At 30.1% G+C, this 17,762-nt stretch carries 17 protein-coding genes; all 17 read right to left on the bottom strand.

Annotation, left to right across the window (positions count from 1 at the left end; translation table 11 throughout):
* Window positions 1-57 precede the first annotated feature (57 nt).
* The 17 genes from MOV42_RS01700 to MOV42_RS01620 all read right to left on the bottom strand — a co-directional run bounded on the left by MOV42_RS01700 (window position 58) and on the right by MOV42_RS01620 (window position 17,762).
* The gene (locus tag MOV42_RS01700; protein WP_324172091.1) at window positions 58-498 is read right to left on the bottom strand and encodes a type II toxin-antitoxin system PemK/MazF family toxin; all 441 of its coding nucleotides are present in this window, start codon (window positions 496-498) and stop codon (window positions 58-60) included.
* Window positions 499-2,460: an ATP-binding protein gene (locus MOV42_RS01695; RefSeq protein WP_324172090.1), complete on the bottom strand. Its 1,962-nt coding sequence runs from the start codon at window positions 2,458-2,460 to the stop codon at window positions 499-501. It lies immediately after the preceding gene.
* Between the two features lie 177 nt (window positions 2,461-2,637).
* Window positions 2,638-3,951, bottom strand: a complete 1,314-nt coding sequence (locus tag MOV42_RS01690; protein WP_324172089.1) for an MATE family efflux transporter — start codon at window positions 3,949-3,951, stop codon at window positions 2,638-2,640.
* Between the two features lie 39 nt (window positions 3,952-3,990).
* The gene (locus MOV42_RS01685) at window positions 3,991-5,499 is read right to left on the bottom strand and encodes a peptide-binding protein (RefSeq protein WP_324172088.1); all 1,509 of its coding nucleotides are present in this window, start codon (window positions 5,497-5,499) and stop codon (window positions 3,991-3,993) included.
* 10 nt (window positions 5,500-5,509) lie between these two features.
* Window positions 5,510-6,889 carry a hypothetical protein gene (locus tag MOV42_RS01680; protein ID WP_324172087.1) on the bottom strand — a complete coding sequence of 460 codons (1,380 nt, stop codon included), beginning with the start codon at window positions 6,887-6,889 and terminating at the stop codon, window positions 5,510-5,512.
* Window positions 6,890-7,004: 115 nt separating this feature from the next.
* Window positions 7,005-7,397 (bottom strand): 30S ribosomal protein S9, encoded by a 393-nt coding sequence (gene rpsI / locus MOV42_RS01675; protein WP_324172086.1) that lies wholly within the window; start codon window positions 7,395-7,397, stop codon window positions 7,005-7,007.
* A 10-nt stretch (window positions 7,398-7,407) separates the two neighbouring features.
* Complete coding sequence (gene rplM, locus MOV42_RS01670; RefSeq protein WP_324172085.1) at window positions 7,408-7,830, bottom strand: 50S ribosomal protein L13; 423 nt, start codon at window positions 7,828-7,830, stop codon at window positions 7,408-7,410.
* An 83-nt stretch (window positions 7,831-7,913) separates the two neighbouring features.
* Entirely contained in the window at window positions 7,914-8,504 is a 591-nt protein-coding gene (locus MOV42_RS01665; RefSeq protein ID WP_324172084.1) for a LysE family translocator, read from the bottom strand.
* Between the two features lie 2 nt (window positions 8,505-8,506).
* Entirely contained in the window at window positions 8,507-11,230 is a 2,724-nt protein-coding gene (locus MOV42_RS01660; RefSeq protein WP_324172083.1) for a RecB-like helicase, read from the bottom strand.
* Window positions 11,231-11,314: 84 nt separating this feature from the next.
* Window positions 11,315-11,833 (bottom strand): transposase, encoded by a 519-nt coding sequence (locus MOV42_RS01655; RefSeq protein WP_324172082.1) that lies wholly within the window; start codon window positions 11,831-11,833, stop codon window positions 11,315-11,317.
* Window positions 11,834-11,925: 92 nt separating this feature from the next.
* Window positions 11,926-12,438 (bottom strand): hypothetical protein, encoded by a 513-nt coding sequence (locus MOV42_RS01650; protein ID WP_324172081.1) that lies wholly within the window; start codon window positions 12,436-12,438, stop codon window positions 11,926-11,928.
* Window positions 12,439-12,486: 48 nt separating this feature from the next.
* Entirely contained in the window at window positions 12,487-12,702 is a 216-nt protein-coding gene (locus tag MOV42_RS01645) for a type II toxin-antitoxin system MqsA family antitoxin (protein ID WP_324172080.1), read from the bottom strand.
* A 204-nt stretch (window positions 12,703-12,906) separates the two neighbouring features.
* Entirely contained in the window at window positions 12,907-15,252 is a 2,346-nt protein-coding gene (locus MOV42_RS01640) for a PD-(D/E)XK nuclease family protein (protein WP_324172079.1), read from the bottom strand.
* A gap of 33 nt (window positions 15,253-15,285) precedes the next feature.
* Window positions 15,286-15,792, bottom strand: coding sequence for a FixH family protein (locus MOV42_RS01635; protein WP_324172078.1), 507 nt, complete (start codon window positions 15,790-15,792; stop codon window positions 15,286-15,288).
* Complete coding sequence (locus tag MOV42_RS01630; protein WP_324172077.1) at window positions 15,779-16,483, bottom strand: 3-dehydroquinate dehydratase; 705 nt, start codon at window positions 16,481-16,483, stop codon at window positions 15,779-15,781. Before MOV42_RS01630 ends, MOV42_RS01635 begins: the two co-directional genes overlap by 14 nt.
* A gap of 110 nt (window positions 16,484-16,593) precedes the next feature.
* Complete coding sequence (locus tag MOV42_RS01625; protein ID WP_324172076.1) at window positions 16,594-16,827, bottom strand: DUF4006 family protein; 234 nt, start codon at window positions 16,825-16,827, stop codon at window positions 16,594-16,596.
* An 11-nt stretch (window positions 16,828-16,838) separates the two neighbouring features.
* A complete protein-coding gene (locus MOV42_RS01620; protein ID WP_324172075.1) occupies window positions 16,839-17,762 on the bottom strand; it encodes a cbb3-type cytochrome c oxidase N-terminal domain-containing protein in 924 nt (307 codons plus the stop codon).

The raw sequence follows: 17,762 nt of genomic DNA, 5'->3' as shown, positions 1-17,762 counted from the left end.
TCCTATTCTTTTATGTTATAATGCTTGTATTGAATCCCTTCGGGGCTCTTCCTCATTTTATGGGGAAGTTACTACTTCAGGTTTTGTTACTTTCACAAATTTTTCATACATGGTTTCAAAATCATTTATATTCATAACACCACTCTTATATTTAACACGCTTTGTATCAAACATCTTTACTTGTGATAAAATAGCACTATTAACTATACTATTTTTACTTTTATTAGTATAAGAAAATTCGTAATGATAGATATTTTCTTTCTTCTTTGTCGTTAAAGGCAGAGCTAAAAACATATTTTTATTAAACTTTTTCATAATTACTACAGGTCTTAAAAACTCATCACCCTTACCATCTTGCTCATAACCTACATTTTGTCCCATCCTAACAAAAACGATATCACGCTCTTTAATACCTATAATTTTCTGATGAAAATGACTTTTTTGTTTTACTATGTTCCATTTGTCAAAAAGTTGAGTAATTAGTTGGTTTAGGTTCACCTAATCATCCTCAAAACCAACATCTTCTAAATATTGATTAAGGAGATTTTCTTTACGGGCTTCTTTAATCTGTATCTGTAGTTCTTTTTTATACTTTAATAGTTCTCTTTTTGAATTTCTTATAATTTCATCCCATGTTTTGCAATAAACGATAAAATTTGGGTCTTTATCATATAGAATATCATTATTATCCCCAGAAAACTCAGTAAGCACTTCTTTCTTTATATCAGAAGATAAAATATAAAACTCCCATTGATTGTCATTTGAAACAGTATATCTTAAATTTCTCTGAATAGCTTTCCTTTGTTTTTCAATCTGATTTATTTCTGCATCACCAATAGATACACTAGGTGCTTTTAGTTCAATAACCAAATTTTTAACTATTCTATTATCATTTATTTTATAATCATGCCACATATATAAATCAGGTATTAAACGCAACAAGGCATCTTCTTTTTTATCTATTTTAAATTGAGCTTCAACTTTGTCTATTTCTGATGTACTAACATTATTAATTTTTAAATTCTTTGTAATTACAGCAGTTAATGCTTTATCACTTGCTCCAACTTTATTTTCAAATTCACTACCAAAAATCCAAGTTTCTTTTTCAATTATCTTATGTAGTTGACTTCTTTCTTTAAGTTTTTTCTTATATTTTTCATCATGTACAAGTTCTTCAAGTACATCAAGAAATGTTAATTTTCTTGCTACTTCTTCATAGTGAGTTATCAATGCAGGTAATGATGTGCTATCTAATAAGTTAATAAACTTTTCAGTGGTTTCCTCATCTAGTTCTAGGACTTCTGAAACAATAGAACTTATATCTTGTTCGTATTCAATAACTTTCTTTAACAGCTTAAAAAGCATAGTAATAGAGTGATTTCTATCATTTAAAAGTTTAGGGTCTTGCTCTAGCAGCTTAAAGGCACAAACATCAAAAATATCTTTTAGTGCTTCATTTTCTTCAGACTCTATTACAGAATTATCAAAAGGATAAAAAGTTTTATTATTTTTAAACTTTTCATAAAAAGTTGTAGATTGCTTTTTTCTAACACTATAAAGAAATTCAAGTAAATCTTTTTTATATAAGTTTCTTATTTTATCAATTTTACCAGTATGCTCTTCAAATAAACCATCAAATAGTTTAAAATAGTCAGAATTTAAAAATACTGTGTGCATAACAAAGTTTCCAGGTATTCCAGATGGCTTTTCTAAGATATAATTGTTATTATTATCAAATAAAAATGTATGTTTATTATCATTAAATTTAAAATCCTCTTTCCATGCGATAAAGGTATATTTAATATCTATTATTTGTTCATCAGTTTTAAATTTTAAGAATCCACTTTTTTCATCAAAAATGAAATTATCAGGGTTTAGCTTTTTACCATTAAGTGAAATATTTAGTAAAGAATCTTTTCTTAAATATAAGGCAAAAATTGCGATTAGATTAAACAATGTTGAGTGCGAATTTAATTCTTGTGCTTTTTCTTCTAAATAACTAAGGGTAACTGTAGTACCTGACTTTTTACTAATTTTCTCATCAGTTAATTTAAATTTTTTTGGATTCTTTTTTTCAGCAGTTATCTCATACTGTTTATATTCATTTTCAGAAAATTTATATGATGTACTCCATTCTATATTTTTAGATATTGCCATCAACTTAAAACGACCTTCTCCTTTTTTACCATGATAGTCACCATCTGCTTCTGCTTTCCAAGACTTTTGATATTGTAAAAAGTATTCATCAAATTTATCTCTTGGTACACCATCCCCATCATCTTTAACTATTATTTTTTCAATTACCTCTGAAGTATTTTTTTGTAGTGTAATTGAAATATTTCTAGCTTTAGCATCAATAGCATTCCAAATTGCTTCAGATAAAGCGATGATCGCATTATTTTTAAAAAGCCTTTTTATAGCTTCATCTGTAATTACAACATCTTTAATTATTAAGCTCATCTTTGATTCTCCATTTTATACACTTACAATATCTAAACTTTTCCCATCTAACTTATTCATATATTTTTACCTTTAAGTTTAGCACTTATTTTTTCAGTTCAGAGGTGATTTCATTCATCATATTTTATCATAAATAAACAATTATATATTTTGTCTAAAAACTTGTCAAGCTTACTTCTAGCGAAGCTGTTTTAACTTTTTCTCCCCGTAAAACCATAAAAAGAGGGCTGAGCTAAAGATGATTATATCTAGCCCTAGCCACATAGAAAAGATGCCAAAGTTAAAAATACTTAAGATGCTAAAAAGAACAACAGGGGCTATGAGTTGCCTAAAAACACTTAAAGGAAAGATGATAGCTGGTTTTGCTATACCTTGAAGCATCGCAATATAAACAAAGATTACAACAAAACCATAAGAAGCAAAACCAGCCACACGCAGATACAAGGCAACCTCTTTTATAACTAAGGGGTCAGAACTCATAAACGAAGCAAAATAATTTGCAAATAGTAAAAAAGAACTCACTCCTATGGTTGATATTATCCATCCATAACGAACTGATAGTTTAACAGTCTTAGGAATACGACTGTAAGATTTAGCCCCATTATTTTGAGAGATAATGGCAAGAGCAGCTATATTTATACCGATAACTGGCATTAAAAATATCTGTTCTATCCTCATGCCTATACCAAATGCCGCAACAGCCTCTTTACCAAATGGTGCTACAAAATAGGTTATTATGTACATGCCAAATGCCATCATAAACATATTTACACTTGGAGGAAAGCCTTGTTTTAAGAGTTCTTTCATAATGTTTATATCAAATATAAACTCAGAAAACCCACACCAAAGTTTAGTTTTTCTTACTTTATAAAACAGATAAATAAGAGTAATAGCCTCTGAAATTACAGTTGCTAAAGCAATAGCACTAACGCTTAGGTTAAAAACTTTTATAAAAATATAATCTAAAAAAATATTTAAAAAAGCTGTGAAAATAAGAATATTTCTAAAAGAGATAGTATCTCCCGTAGCAGTTAGTATAGCATTTAAGAAAAAAGACCCTACGAAAAATATAGAGCCATACAAAATAATATTTATATACTCAAGTGTTTCTTTTGTATAAGAAGAATCACCAAGAGCATCTATGAGATAAGGAACACTAAAAATACCCACAAGAGCTAAAACAATAGAAAGAAAAACGGCAAAAACTAAAGAATTAAGCAGAACTTGTTGGGCTTTAGCAATATCCTTTTTACCTAAAGCATTCCCTATTATGGAAGTTACTGCTTCACTCATACCGATACCTATTGCCAAAACCATAAAAAATATAGATGCAGACAGAGATAATGCGGCAAGAGCCTGTGTAGATATCATACCAGCAAAAATGGTATCTGTAACATTAAACATAGTATGAAAAAAGTAGCCGATAACAGCTGGAACAGCCAGTTTTACAATATGTTCTTTGATTACACCCTGAGTTAGGTCAATATGCATTTTACACTTCTTTATTCAAATGATTTACGGACACTATAACTACTTGTAAGTATCTTTTTCCCATTTTCTATAATTATGCCAGATGCCACTAGGACTTGGCTCAATATTTTTTATATTTTTATTTACGGTTGTTATAGAATTTGGAATATATAAAAACAAATAAGGGTTGTCTTTGACTATGATTTTAAACATTTCTCGCCAAAGCTTTCCTAGTTCTTCTCTATCTATTATACTTTGTGATTCTTCTATCATTTTATCTATTTTTGGATTTTTATATCCTATGAAATTAAATCCACCCTTTTTATCGTTGTCACTATGCCAAAACAGATATGGGTCTGGAGTTGAGGAGAGTCCCCAACCCAGAAGTACACTATCAAACTTGTTTGGAAAAACTACCATATTTAAAAATGCTTGCCATTCCATAACTCTTAAGTTAACAACGACTCCTGCCGATTTAAGCTGATGTTGAAGAATCTGTGCAGCGTAAGGTCTTATGGCACTAGAATTTGAAGTTACTATCTCAAAAGTAAAAGGATTTTTTTCATCATAACCTGCTTCTTTTAAGAGTTGTTTTGCTTTTTCTAAATCTTGTTTTGGTGCTTTTACATTTTTATTAAAAGCTCTTGAGGCAGGGAGAAAAGGTCCTGTACAAACTTTAGCATGTTTAAAGAATAAGATATCAACTATTTCTTCCCTATTTATCGCCAAAGATAGAGCAAGTCTAACTTTTGGATTTTTAAATTTTTCTCGTCTTAAATTAAATCCTAAGTAAGTATAAGAATGACTTATCTCTTCATAAATATTAAACTTTTTGAAAAAATCATCATTTAATTGTCTTTCATACTGAATAGGTTCGATTCCACCGACATCTAAAGCACTTGATTTTAACATCAAAAAGCGAGTCATTGGGTCTGCTATAACATGAAAAGAGATTTTATCTATTTTTGTTCTACCTTCAAAATAATCATCAAAAGCTACTAATATAATATTTTTAGAATGTTCTAGTTGATGGAGTTTATACGCTCCTGTTCCAACTGGATTCGTGTTAAACTTCGAATTCATTAGGTTTTTTTCATCTTTTAAAATATGCTCTGGTATAATACCCATCATCCAAGTTTCTAGCGCTTTAAAATATGGTTTTTTATAAGTCACTCGCAAAGTAAAAGCATCTATGACTTGCACATCTTTTACAAAACGAAAAGCTGCACTATATGGAGAAACTACACTCGGAGATATTAATGTTTTATATGTAAAAAGAACATCTTTAGCACTAAACTTTTCTCCATCATGCCAAAGAACATTTTGATGTAATTTGAATATAAGAGTTGTGTCATTTTCATAGTAAAACTCTTTTGCCAAATCTCCAATAATCGTAGAAGAATCTTTATCAAACTTAACTAAACCATTAAATAAAAATCCAGCTATTTCGGAAGAACTTGAGTCAGTAGCTAGAAGTGGGTTCAGCCTAGAGGGATTTGCCGAAGTTGCTAGATGCAAAGTCGAAGCAAATATATTTAAAGATAAAAAAAGAAGTAATAATAATTTCACTATATAACTTTTACTTTATCACTTTATCATTTAGACTAAGCTTCCCATCAATGAGTTTTATTACAAAAATGAGATTATTTCCTTCTTCTTTTGCAAATGAATTAGCCAGACCTGTTATTGGTACTTTTTTATTTATAAGAACATAAAAATCTTTTGATAATTTGATTGTTGAATCAATGTTAATATTGTTAATCAATGTCATAGGAGAGCTTTTTATTTTTTTAGCTAAATCATTATCTTGCTTAACATTCAGTTTTGCCATTAAACTAAAAGCATCAATAGAAGTTTCATTTTCTAAAGATAATTTTTTAACTGAAAAATCTGCAATATTTAGTTCCAATCCTTTTGAAAATATTTTAATAATTGCTTCTTGCAACTCTTTTTCAAAGGCTTGAGAATTGTTTGACTTTGTATTTAGTGTTAATTTTCTAAACTCTTCATAAGCAATTTTATCAACTCCATCTAAAGAAACATCATAGTTGAAACCATTTAAAAGCAGATTTAATTTATCTGATTTTACTTCAAACTCTTTAAATGAACTTTTTGTATAAAACTCTGCTTTTTCTCCTTGAGTATTTGAAGATATATTAAACTTAGCATCATCAACTTTAACTTTTGTTTCTTCACCTCTTTTTTCTTTAACATTCATAACAAGTGTCTTAATAGTTGCACTAGATGCGTAAGTGCTGCTTGAATGAAATGTTGATGAAGAAGCAATATTTTTAAAATTAAACATTATATTTTTTGTTGGTGCGATAACTTCTAAATTTATTTCTGAAATATGCGACTGTAAACTTTTTGGAGCAATCAAAGGACCTTTTCCATAGTAAGTTGCTTCTCTTAGTTTAAATATCATCTTTGTGGAGTTATCAAAAGTATAATTTTCATCTATATTCTTAATAAAACCAGAAAAAGAACCATCTGCTACTGAATAACTTATATGATATAAAACACCTTTACTTTGAAGAAGATTTTCTATATATTTATAAAAATTTACATCTTCTTTTTTCATTTGACTTATCATGTTTGTAGATAAAGACAAAGGGTAAATATCTACTAAAATATCACTACCTAAAGGGAAATTACTATACTCAATATCCACACCAACCAGTACACCACCAAGCATAGCATCTACATAAGGGGGAAGTTGTACATCTGAGTATTGATTTAAATGTTTTATGAACTTTGGAGCATCACGGAGTAAAAACTCATAATGTTTTTTTGTTCTAAGATAAGTTGATTCTGATGAAGCATTTTTAAGTTCTAAGCCATTAGAAGTTAAAACACTAACTCTTGTAGTTAAAATTTCTTGTGTTGCTTTGTTTCCAATAAGTGGAAGAATCGCTACAATCGCTATGACAACGAAAAGAGCTATTATAATTTTTTTCATTAATATACCTTTAGTTTATTTACGCGTATTATATAAAAAAAATTGTTAATTTGTTGTTATGAGAAAAGAAAGATTTCACCAATGCAAAAGCATCGGTAAAAAAGTGTAGAAAATACTAGCGTTTTGAGAACTGACGAGAACGACGAGCTTTACGCTTACCTGGTTTCTTACGCTCAACAACACGAGAATCACGAGTCATCATACCTTCTGGTTTAAGAATCGCTTTAATCGCTGGATCAAACTCTACTAGAGCTTTTGAGATACCATGACGAAGGGCATCAGCTTGACCACCAAAACCACCACCTAAAGTAGTAGCTACAATGTCAACTGAACTATCTTGTTTAGAAAGAGCTAATGGTTGTTTTACGCGAAGCTTCTTAGCTTCAAGTCCACCTAACCATGCGTCTAATGAAAGACCGTTTACAGTAATTTTACCACTTCCTGGAGTTAACCATACTTTTGCTATAGATGCTTTACGCTTACCTGTTGCATATATTCTTGTTGCCATAAATCAATCCTTACTTAGCAAGTTGTGCAGTGTGAGGATGTTCAGCACCTGCATATATTTTTAATTTTTTAAGCATTTTAACGCCAAGTTTTGTTTTAGGAAGCATACCGCGAGCAGCTAATTTAAATAACTTCTCAGGATTTTTTTCTAAAAGCTCAGTCATTTTAACACTCTTAGTTGAACCGAAGTAACCAGAATGAGAAAAATACTCTTTATTATTAATTTTACCAAGACCGTTAAAGCGAGCCTTAGAAGCGTTAATGATAACAACATAGTCACCACAGTCAATATTTGGAGTCCAACAAACTTTTCTCTTACCACGAAGAATAGTGGCTACTTCAGTCATCATACGACCAAAAGTTTTCCCCTCAGCATCGATTAAAACCCATTTTTGGTCAATCTGTTCAGGAGTTGCAATTTTTGTAAATTTCATTCAAAAACCTCTTGTTTTATTTTAGTGTTAGAAGTATAACCTCACAAACTTAGAACTAGCTTAATTTTTGGTTTATTTAAGGTTTAGAACAACATAAAAAGACCAAAACCAAACAAAATTATAGAAGACACTAGACTTATCCAATACGAAACTCTTTGAGAAATTTTGTGTTTAGACCTATGAACAAAATAAGGCATTATTGTTATCCAAAGTAAAAGTGCACTTATCATTCCAAAAAGTGTTGCGTAAATGCTTAGCTCTTTGTTAGCAGCATGTCCTGATACACTTAACCAAAAACCTATTGTATATGGATTTATAAAGGTTAAAGCAAAACCCTTAAGATATAACTTTATACTGCTTTTATCTACTATTTTTTCACTTGTTTTATTAACAATGTTATCTTTATTTTTGTATATGTTAAAAGCTAAATATATTAAGAAAAGACCTCCAAATATAGACAAATACTTTAAAATTTCTGGTTGATTAAAATAAGTAATAAGACCAAAAATAATCAAAAAAAGATAAGTCATATCAGCACTCATAGCACCAAGACCAATCATTACACCATTCTTATATTTTTTTATCGCTTCATTCATTATGAGAATATTTATAGGGCCAAGAGGAACAGCCGCTCCAAGCCCCAACAAAAATCCCTCTGCGAAAGATAGTATCATTGTTAAACCTTAATAATTTTTATTTCATTTTCAAGTATATAACAAATATAGCCTCTTACTTCATCCTCTGTTATCTCTTCAACTGCCTTTTGGTAGTACCTAACTTGTTTTAAATGATGTTGTTTATAATTCATAGAACTTTTATAATCAACTATATTCCATCTTCCATATTCACTCTTAACTAAGAGGTCAATATAGCGAAGATTATTTTTATATCTGATGGCTTTTTCTTTATAACACTCTCCAGATGCTAAAGAGATAAACTCTTTAGATGCCAATAAATTTGACACTCTGTTTTCTATATCATCTATTTCTTTTACATCTAAAGAATAACCATATTTATTTATCATCATATCTTTAGCATTAACAACTGCCTCAATAGTAAAACTTCCTAGCATCTCAAGCATATAGTGAAGTGCCAGACCAAAGTTTATAGCCTTTAAATCTTCTTCATTGTTCTCTTGGAGTTTTAAGATATCACTTTGAGTTCCATAATATAACTCTTTGTACTCTATAGATGCACTTGGCTCTTCTGCTTTGCTATCTATATTCAAATCATCGCTTGATAAGGATACCTCTCCACTACTGCCATCCACAAGCTCTAAAATTTCAAAAATAGAATTTTTCATTTTAGAAATAAGAAAAAGATTTCTTTTTGCTCTAGTAAAAGCAACATAAAGAGCATTTAAAGAGTCCTCTTTTACTAAAGCTTTTTCTTTTTCAAGAGCAAGTGCATAAGAGGCATCTATAAACTCTCTCCCCTTTGAGCGAAGATATATGTTTTGCAGTTGTATGCCATCGTATTCATATATGATACTATTTCTTGCAGGTGGTACTTTTTTGAGTCTGTCCATTACTATAACATGCTCATACTCTAAACCTTTTGACTTATGAATAGTTAAAACTTTTACACCATTCAAATCAGATGCAGCGCCACTAGCATCTAGTCTTTCATATTCAAAAAGTAGTGCTTCAATATCTTCATATTTACCAAGAACATCTAAAAAACGAATAAGATGAAAGTCATCACTAAAAAGTTTATACTCTTGTATGATTTTTTTTGTAATATCTAAAAGTTTACCTTTTAAAAAATGAACTTTTTTTATCTCTTTTAGTTCTTCATCAATAATAGCAAAAAAGTTATGTCTATATATATCTTGCTCGAAGTATTGATATTTTAAGTATTCAAGCACAGCTTTTACACTTTTTTGATTTATGAGTTTTGTTGTTGTTTCAGTTACAACTTCAATCTTTTCATCTTGTAAAAGTTGTTTAATACTCTCACCATCTCCATTTGTAGCACAAAGAATAGCGATTTGATTTATGTCCGCACCAAGAGAGATTAAATCCTTAACCTTAGTTAAACTCTCTTCTAAAATCTCTTCACTACAAAGCACTTCCACATAACCAGCATCTGCATCTGCTTGTACACTTTGGGGTGCATAGTTTTTGATTTTTTCTTTAAATGTTTCATTTACAAAATTTATGACTTCTTTTTGAGAACGATAATTTATAAGCAGTGATTCAACTTCCGTACGACACTCATCTACTACAGCGCCAAAAAGAGAACTCACTCCACCTCTAAAGCGATAAATAGACTGCTTAACATCTCCAACAAAAAAGAAGCTTCCATCTTCGCTCACGCCACTTCCAGATACTATCTCGCTTATTAAAGGTTTTAAGATTTCATACTGCAAAATACTTGTATCTTGAAACTCATCTAAAAGGATATGCTCTATTTTTGAATCAAGTCTAAAATACAAAAACTCACTATCAATACTCTTATTTAAAATATTATGCACTAAAATAGTTACATCATTAAAACTAAGTTCACTATCTTCTGAGTAAAGTGCTTTTTTTGCTTTTTGATAGATGCCAACCAACTCACTCAAAGCATAAAAAAAGTTTTGCTCTTTTGCTTGTGTATGACTTTTCACAGCTTCTTGAATAGTTTTTAAATATATGTCCATCTCTGGGCAATAACACTTTTTAAAAACCCAATACTCTAAACTAGGTTTCGCTACCCAAGTTTTCTCTTTCAACTCATCAAAACTATCCGTCAAAACTACTTTTTTTAAACTAGCAGATGCCCCACTACAATTATCTACAATATTTTGTAAACCCTCTAGTGCATCTAAAGCTATCGCTTCATAGTGCAAATACTCTTCTTTTTTAAATTTTAAGTGTGACAACTCTTCTTGTTTTATATAAAACTCATCTAAAAGAGTAAATATATCTCCAAGTCTTTTTTTAGACTGTAGTGAAAGTGTGATAAGTGTCTCTTTTTTCTTAGCATCTGAGACTTCACTTAAAAATCGAGAAAGTAGTTTTAGTTCATGTTGTGAGTTCATAGTTGAGAAGTCTGGCATCAAAGAAGCATAAAGGGAAAATTTTCTAAGTATTTGAGAGAAGAACTTATCTATGGTCATGATTTTAGTGTTTGCGTTTAAAAACTCATTTAAAATAGTTTGACGCTGACTCAATAGATGCTCTTTAGAAAGTTCTGTCACCTGCGAAATAACATCCAACTCACCACGACTCTCTAACTCTTCTAAAGTCAAAACGATTCTCTCACTCATCTCAAAAGCCGCTTTGTTTGTAAAAGTAAGAGCCAATATCTTAGATGCAGATGCACCTTTAAAAAGTAAACTAAGATACCGAACAACAAGCATAAAAGTCTTACCACTCCCCGCACTCGCTTCGTAGGCTAGATTGTTTTTAAACATTGTTAGTACTTTTTACGAAACTAAAAGGAGTAGTAACCAACGGCATTTTCCTCTCAAAGTCCCACTTTAAATTGTATTGTTTTTTCATTCATATATTCCATAAAATCTCGGAAGTGAGGCTTTAGCCTCGCCCAACTTCAAAGGATTATTTTTTATGTAATTATACACTGTATTGAAATGATTTTCATCTCTTATACTTTTATCATAGTAATCATTTACCCAAAACTTTCCTCTTTTTTTTAGAATATCATTTATCATCTTTGCACTTGAACCTTTTATACTTTGAATAACCAATGACAATTTATCAAGTGGTTTGATAAGTATATGAATATGATTTGGCATAATTGCAAATGCTGTTAGTTCATATAAATCATTATTTTTGTTTTTTAAAAACTCATTCATTGCTATTAAAATATCATCATTTAAATAAGCACCTTTTTGTGAGAAATCTAAATAATTATCAAGTTCTAGTTGTTTCTTATTATTTGGTTTATCGACTAACAATAGTCTTTTTAAAAAGTCATCAGTACTATCAAATGTTCTAAAAGTTATAAATTGATAATATCCAATAATATCTACATGAGGAAGATGTTTATACTGCATCTATTATTTTTCCTTTTGGAAGTGAGACTTTAGTCTCGCCTTATTTTTCTATTTGCGAGGCTAAAGCCTCACTTCCATAGATAAATATTTTATTAATTATCTAGAAAATCTTGATAAGTTGATTGCTTCTCATTTACCTTTGATTTTATTATATCTTTTGCCTGATAAATTGTAATAGCACCATGATATTCATTACACATTTCAAAAAAATTCAATTCAAAATCATAAGCACTTAAAGAAATAGGAAGTGTTACATCTAATGAACTTGGATCGGATATTCGAAAACATGATAAAGTATATATAATTTGTCCATTATATTTAACTCCCCATTTCTCTGTGTTTATATTATTATATGTTCTTGGAAAGTTTTTTAATTTACATAAATCTCGTATAAGATTATCATCTTCAATTAAATCTTTTTTCTCACTTTTATCACTATTAAAAAAATAATCATAACTAAAAACTTTCTCATCTTCTTCTACTTTTGATATTGATAATCCAATATTTTCCTTATAGATGAATACTATTTCACCTATATCTTTTGGTATATGAAAATCTTTTAAACAAGACTCTTTTAGCACATTATAGATTTCTTCTAATTTCAATTTTAAATCCTTTTGATATATTTAGATTAATTTTACCAAAATTAATTATTATTTATTTAAAACATGCCATTTTGCAATATTTTTCTTAAAATTAACAATTTTCATTTTCGTAGATTCTAAATCTTTTGGAGATAAAAAAGCCTCTTCACATTCCATACAATACTCACCAGACTGTTCTATCTCTATGGAGTGCTTTTTATATGTATAAATAATCTGTTCTGATTTGTATTCAATCTTGCCGTTACATATAGGACAGTTGCTCATGTTAACTCCTTAAATAATATTCGGAAGTGAGGCTCGGAGTGGAGAATGCAATTGGTTAGCATTCCTATTAGCCTCGCAGAAACAAAAACTTTATGCGGGACTAAAGTCCCACTTCCATTTGTTTATTTTAAATCTTTTGGAGGCTTTTTGCCTCATATATTGAAAAACAAGGCGAGGCTGAAGCCTCACTTCCGTAAGGTTGCATTACTCTCTCCCACACATAATCTTATATTCACAAAACTTACAACTATTAGTCTCTTCACATTTTTCAAAATTTACTTCTTCTATCTCTAACAAATCATTTATAATTGATTTTAAAATTTCTAGTTTTTCTTCTAAAAAGGCTTCTTGAACTATTTTGCTGTCTTTTAAGTCGTAGTATCCACAAAATGAAACTTTTCCTAGTGTAGATGCTAAAAGGTAGTAAAATTCCAACTGAAAGTCTGTTGCTTGGGAGAAATTTTTAGCGTTGTATATTGGGTAGTTTCCTGTTTTATAATCAAGAACAAACAACGCATCACCTTTGGCATCTATCCTATCTACAAAACCGCTAAGAGTCATATTAGCAAAATTACAAGTTAGATTTTTTTCACAATACTTAACTCTAAAGCCATCACGAAATCTTTTTATTTCATTGTGAGCAAACTCTATCATTTTTCTTTTTTGCATCTCTATGAGGTATTTATCTAACTCACTTTTTCCACATACAGCATCTAGCTCTTTATCTAAGTCCTTTTTTAATTCATCAGCATCTGTATAAAATGGTTTTTTAGAATAAAGTATATTTAGAGCATCATGAACAGCTGTTCCTATCTCCCATTCTTCTGGCATATCTTTTGGTATTTGATGACCTTTAATACTTTGTACATAAGCATAAAAATATTTTCTTTTACAAGTTAAAAAGGTTTTTAATTTAGTTGCTGATAGCTTTATATCTTTAAAACTATACTCTTTTACGATTTCTAATTCTTCTTGATTTTTATCTTCTCTTTTTTCAAAGAGTATCTTTGCATATTCATTCTCGAAACTACTCTTTGCTTTTATATCTAGATGCTTTAAAAACCTAGAGCCACTACTTTGTTCAGACTCCACAAAAGAGATACAAACTTCTTTTGATGAGTTTATTAGCATCTCATAGTAATGTTTTTGAAGGTTCTCTCTGTCACTCATTGTTGGAAGATTTGCCATCTCTCTTATTTGAGTGTTTAAAAACATATCTTTATCACTTCTTTTTGGAACATTGGCATCTGAAAAGTCTACTATGATTACAGCGTCAAACTCTATTGAACGAGTTTCCAAAACTCCCATAACTGTAATTTTTCCACCGCGAACATCATCTAAACTCCTAGATGCTAATCGCTGTAAAAAAAGTGAAAGTAAAGATTTCAGACTCATATCTCTCATACTTATGAGTATATTTTTAAGAGTATAAACTTCTTCTTTATAGACTTTATCTTCTACATTTGTAGTCTCACAAAATTCTAAAAAACTTTGAAGTAAAGTAAGAGCATCTACTTCATGCACCTTTTTATAATAAATGGGAGATAACATCTTATAAATCTCGTCACCAACTCTTTGAATTCTCGCACTGTTTTCTTGTGATATTTGCTCTATTAACGTACAAGTTGCATCTATCTTTTCATAGATGCTAGTTTTTGAGAAAGATTTACCCATGGCGAAGTTAAAGTTAGATTTTTCATCAAAGCTTAGAAGTTTAGAAGCAAAATTTTCATCTGGTAATATTACAGCAATTTTTTGAGGCTCATAACCCTTTTTTATATACTCGTAAACTCTCTTTTTTATATATGCTACTTGAAGTATCGATTCACTAAAAGACTCACAACTTATGTTTTGGTTCTTCTGTATTTTTTCTTTTTTTATTATCTCTTTAGAATTTAATGATATTTTATATACATAATCAGCATCTAGCTCAATATCTAGTTCTAAAAACTTAGTCTGCATTTTAGTATTGAAATTTGAAGTTTTAAAAATTATTTCAACACTACAAAACTCACAACATTTTTCAAGTAATTCTAACTCAAAGTTAGTTAGATGCCCATCTACATGAAGTTCAATATTTTTATGTGATAAAGCATAACTTTTATTAAACTCATAAAATTTTGGTAAAAAAATTTTATCTAATATCTTTTTCTTTATGCATAGATGCTCATATCTTTTATGTAACTCCTGAAGTATAGCAATATGCTCTTCATACTCAGCATATATATCTGAAGTATCAAGCGTTTTTATATCATAAAGTTCGTGCGCTAACTCTTGAAAAAATTTAAATATATATGAAGAGTTTTTTGTAAATGTAAAAAAGTTTCTCTCTATTTTTAAGTTAGAAAAGGAGTTAAAGTCAGATGCTTCAAGAAGAAGTAAAACTCTACTATCATCATCTATAAGTTTAAAATTTTTCACTATACATAACTTAGATATAAATTCATGCATAGTTATATGATTTGGAAGAAAAAGTGTTTGTTCACTATGAAGAAGTTGCTCATGCCTAATTGCACGAGCAGTTGGTAGAACTATTGTAGTGTTATTCATATTAGTATTATATCTTAAGTTATAAGCTTCAGCTTAATATTCAAACACCTCTTTCTCTCTTGTATCAGCCTTAACATTAAAATATCTTTTTTTATCTCCAACACTAATCTTTGCCATAATATCCCATCTACCTTCAACAGGTAATTCTATTGAAGAAAATGTATATACGCCATCTACAATAGTTGAAGATTTTAAAGTTTGATCATGCTTATGATTGTTTGGTCTAGTAACAACCACTTCAATCTTTGCATTTTTAACTTCTTCTAAATTTATAGTAGTGATTTTATATTTTATAACTGTATTTTTCAAACTTAAACCATCTGTCACATACTCAACTTTATACTCTTTATCAAAGTCTATTCTAGCTTGAAGTAGTTCATTCGCTTTGGCATCTGCTTCATGATAACCCATCATATAAGTATCACTCTTTTCAACTGGAAGTTGATTGGCTATTATGACTGTCGCTATACAAGCTCCAAAAACTAGTGCTATCGATATTCCAATGGCATAAGGCCAAATCATTCCCTTACTTTTGCTCAATTTTTTGCCTTCTTATATATAATTTTCTTTTGATATAAAGAAATATACCATAAACTAAAAAACCGTAAAATAATACCTTCACAAAAAATATACTATTTTGATTTGCATTTCCTACAGCATTTTCTAAAACAATTCCTTTAGAGTCAGCAATTTGTTCTGCAATATCTGCATATCCATTAAACATAGATGCACTATACTTACCTAATACTTCACCTTTTTTCGCTTTTCCAGCTAGTAATGGAATTATTGTGCCACTATGACTAGATGCTACCTCTTTAAACCTTGCAAAACTATCACTATAAAATAATGCCATCACAAAAGCCTGAACAGGAGAAGCCACAGGACTTAATACCTGTTTTTTATCAAAATACTTATATAAAGAGCTGTCATTTGCTAAGATATCTACCTTAGAGTTCATCTCTGCAAATGTAAGCAAGATAGTTGGAGAAGAAAATGTTTTTAATAACTCTCTTTCATACTCGACTATACCCTTTTCATTTGGTATTTCTTTAAGCATAACTAGCATTAAAGATATTCCTGTTTTTTCATACAGTTCTGAACCTAATTTTTCAACCTCTGCTTTAAATGCTGGGTTAAAAATTACTGTATCTTTATATAAATATTGTGCTGCTAATGATGTTTGAAAAACTACAAAAAAAGTGAGGGCCGCAAGCCCTCTTGAAAATTTCAATGAAATCTTCCTAACCAATAAATAAATGATTTGGTGTTAAAACCACATATGCTGTGTAAGCTGCCATTATAATTAGGCCGACTGTAATAATTTTTTCCATTTTACACTCCTTACTTCACATCAACAATATGATCAGATACTTTTGATGTCGTATGACCTTCACCAAAACCTATACCTGAACCTATTTTTGTTTCATTTTTTATTTCATAATAATTAGTTGCATTTGCATTCTGTACACCAATACCTAAAACTGTTAGAACAACCAAAATACTTAGTAATAACACAGTTGCAATCAACATTCCTGTAATTCCATCAAGAGCAAATACGCTTCTATTTTCATTCATACCTGACTCCCTTATTTACTTAAGCTAGTGATGTATGCACCAACTGCTTCTTTTTGCTTAGCATTAAGTCTATTAAATGCTGGCATTTTACCAATAGCACCTTTTTTACCATGACTAAGAATATTGGTAACAAGGGCTGGAGTAAATGAAACTACACTAGGAGCAACATATTCCATACCTTTCCCATCTTCACCATGACAAGCTGCACAAGTTCCAGCAAATGTATCAGCACCTGCACCAGTCATACCATTTGCAACAAACGCAGAAACTGCATCTATGTCAGCATCTGTAATAAGAGCGCCTGTATTAGCATTGAAAAGTCCATTACGATCAGGCATTGGCATTTCCATACCAAGTAGTTGATTGTTTGAACCATTTTCTATTGCAAATTTAACAGTTTTAGCTTCAATTCTTACATTAAGATTTGCAGCCTTACCATCTATACCATCAGCCGTTAAACCATGGCATACTTTACATTCAGCTAAAAATACTGACTCTCCCATTTCTACTAATCTGTCACCAGTAATATCTTTATACTGTACTTCAAATTTAGCATTGTGAACTGCAACATCTTCATTATACTCACCAATTTGTGAATATGCATTTACAGGATAACCTATTATAAAATACCACATTCCCCAAACCATAGTAAGCAAGAACATAACAGCCCAGCCTTTTGGTACTTCATTTAAATACTCGCCTATTCCATCCCACTGCTCATCAAGCAATTGACCTTCAGCAGTATCTGTTTGCATTTGGCGGACATACTTAATTACAACAAAAACTGTAATTACTACAAGAGCAACTGCAGCCGCAACTGTTAGTATGTTTACTATATCACCATTAAGACCACCCTCAGACATACCTACAGACATGTAAGTAAATCCAATCATTGATACTGTAATGATAATTCCCCAAAGATAAATCTTATTCAT

It is taken from the genome of Sulfurimonas sp. (assembly GCF_029027405.1).
Lineage (GTDB): Bacteria > Campylobacterota > Campylobacteria > Campylobacterales > Sulfurimonadaceae > Sulfurimonas.
Note: the sequence above shows the minus strand (reverse complement) of the source record. Positions and strands in the feature narration are given on the sequence as shown.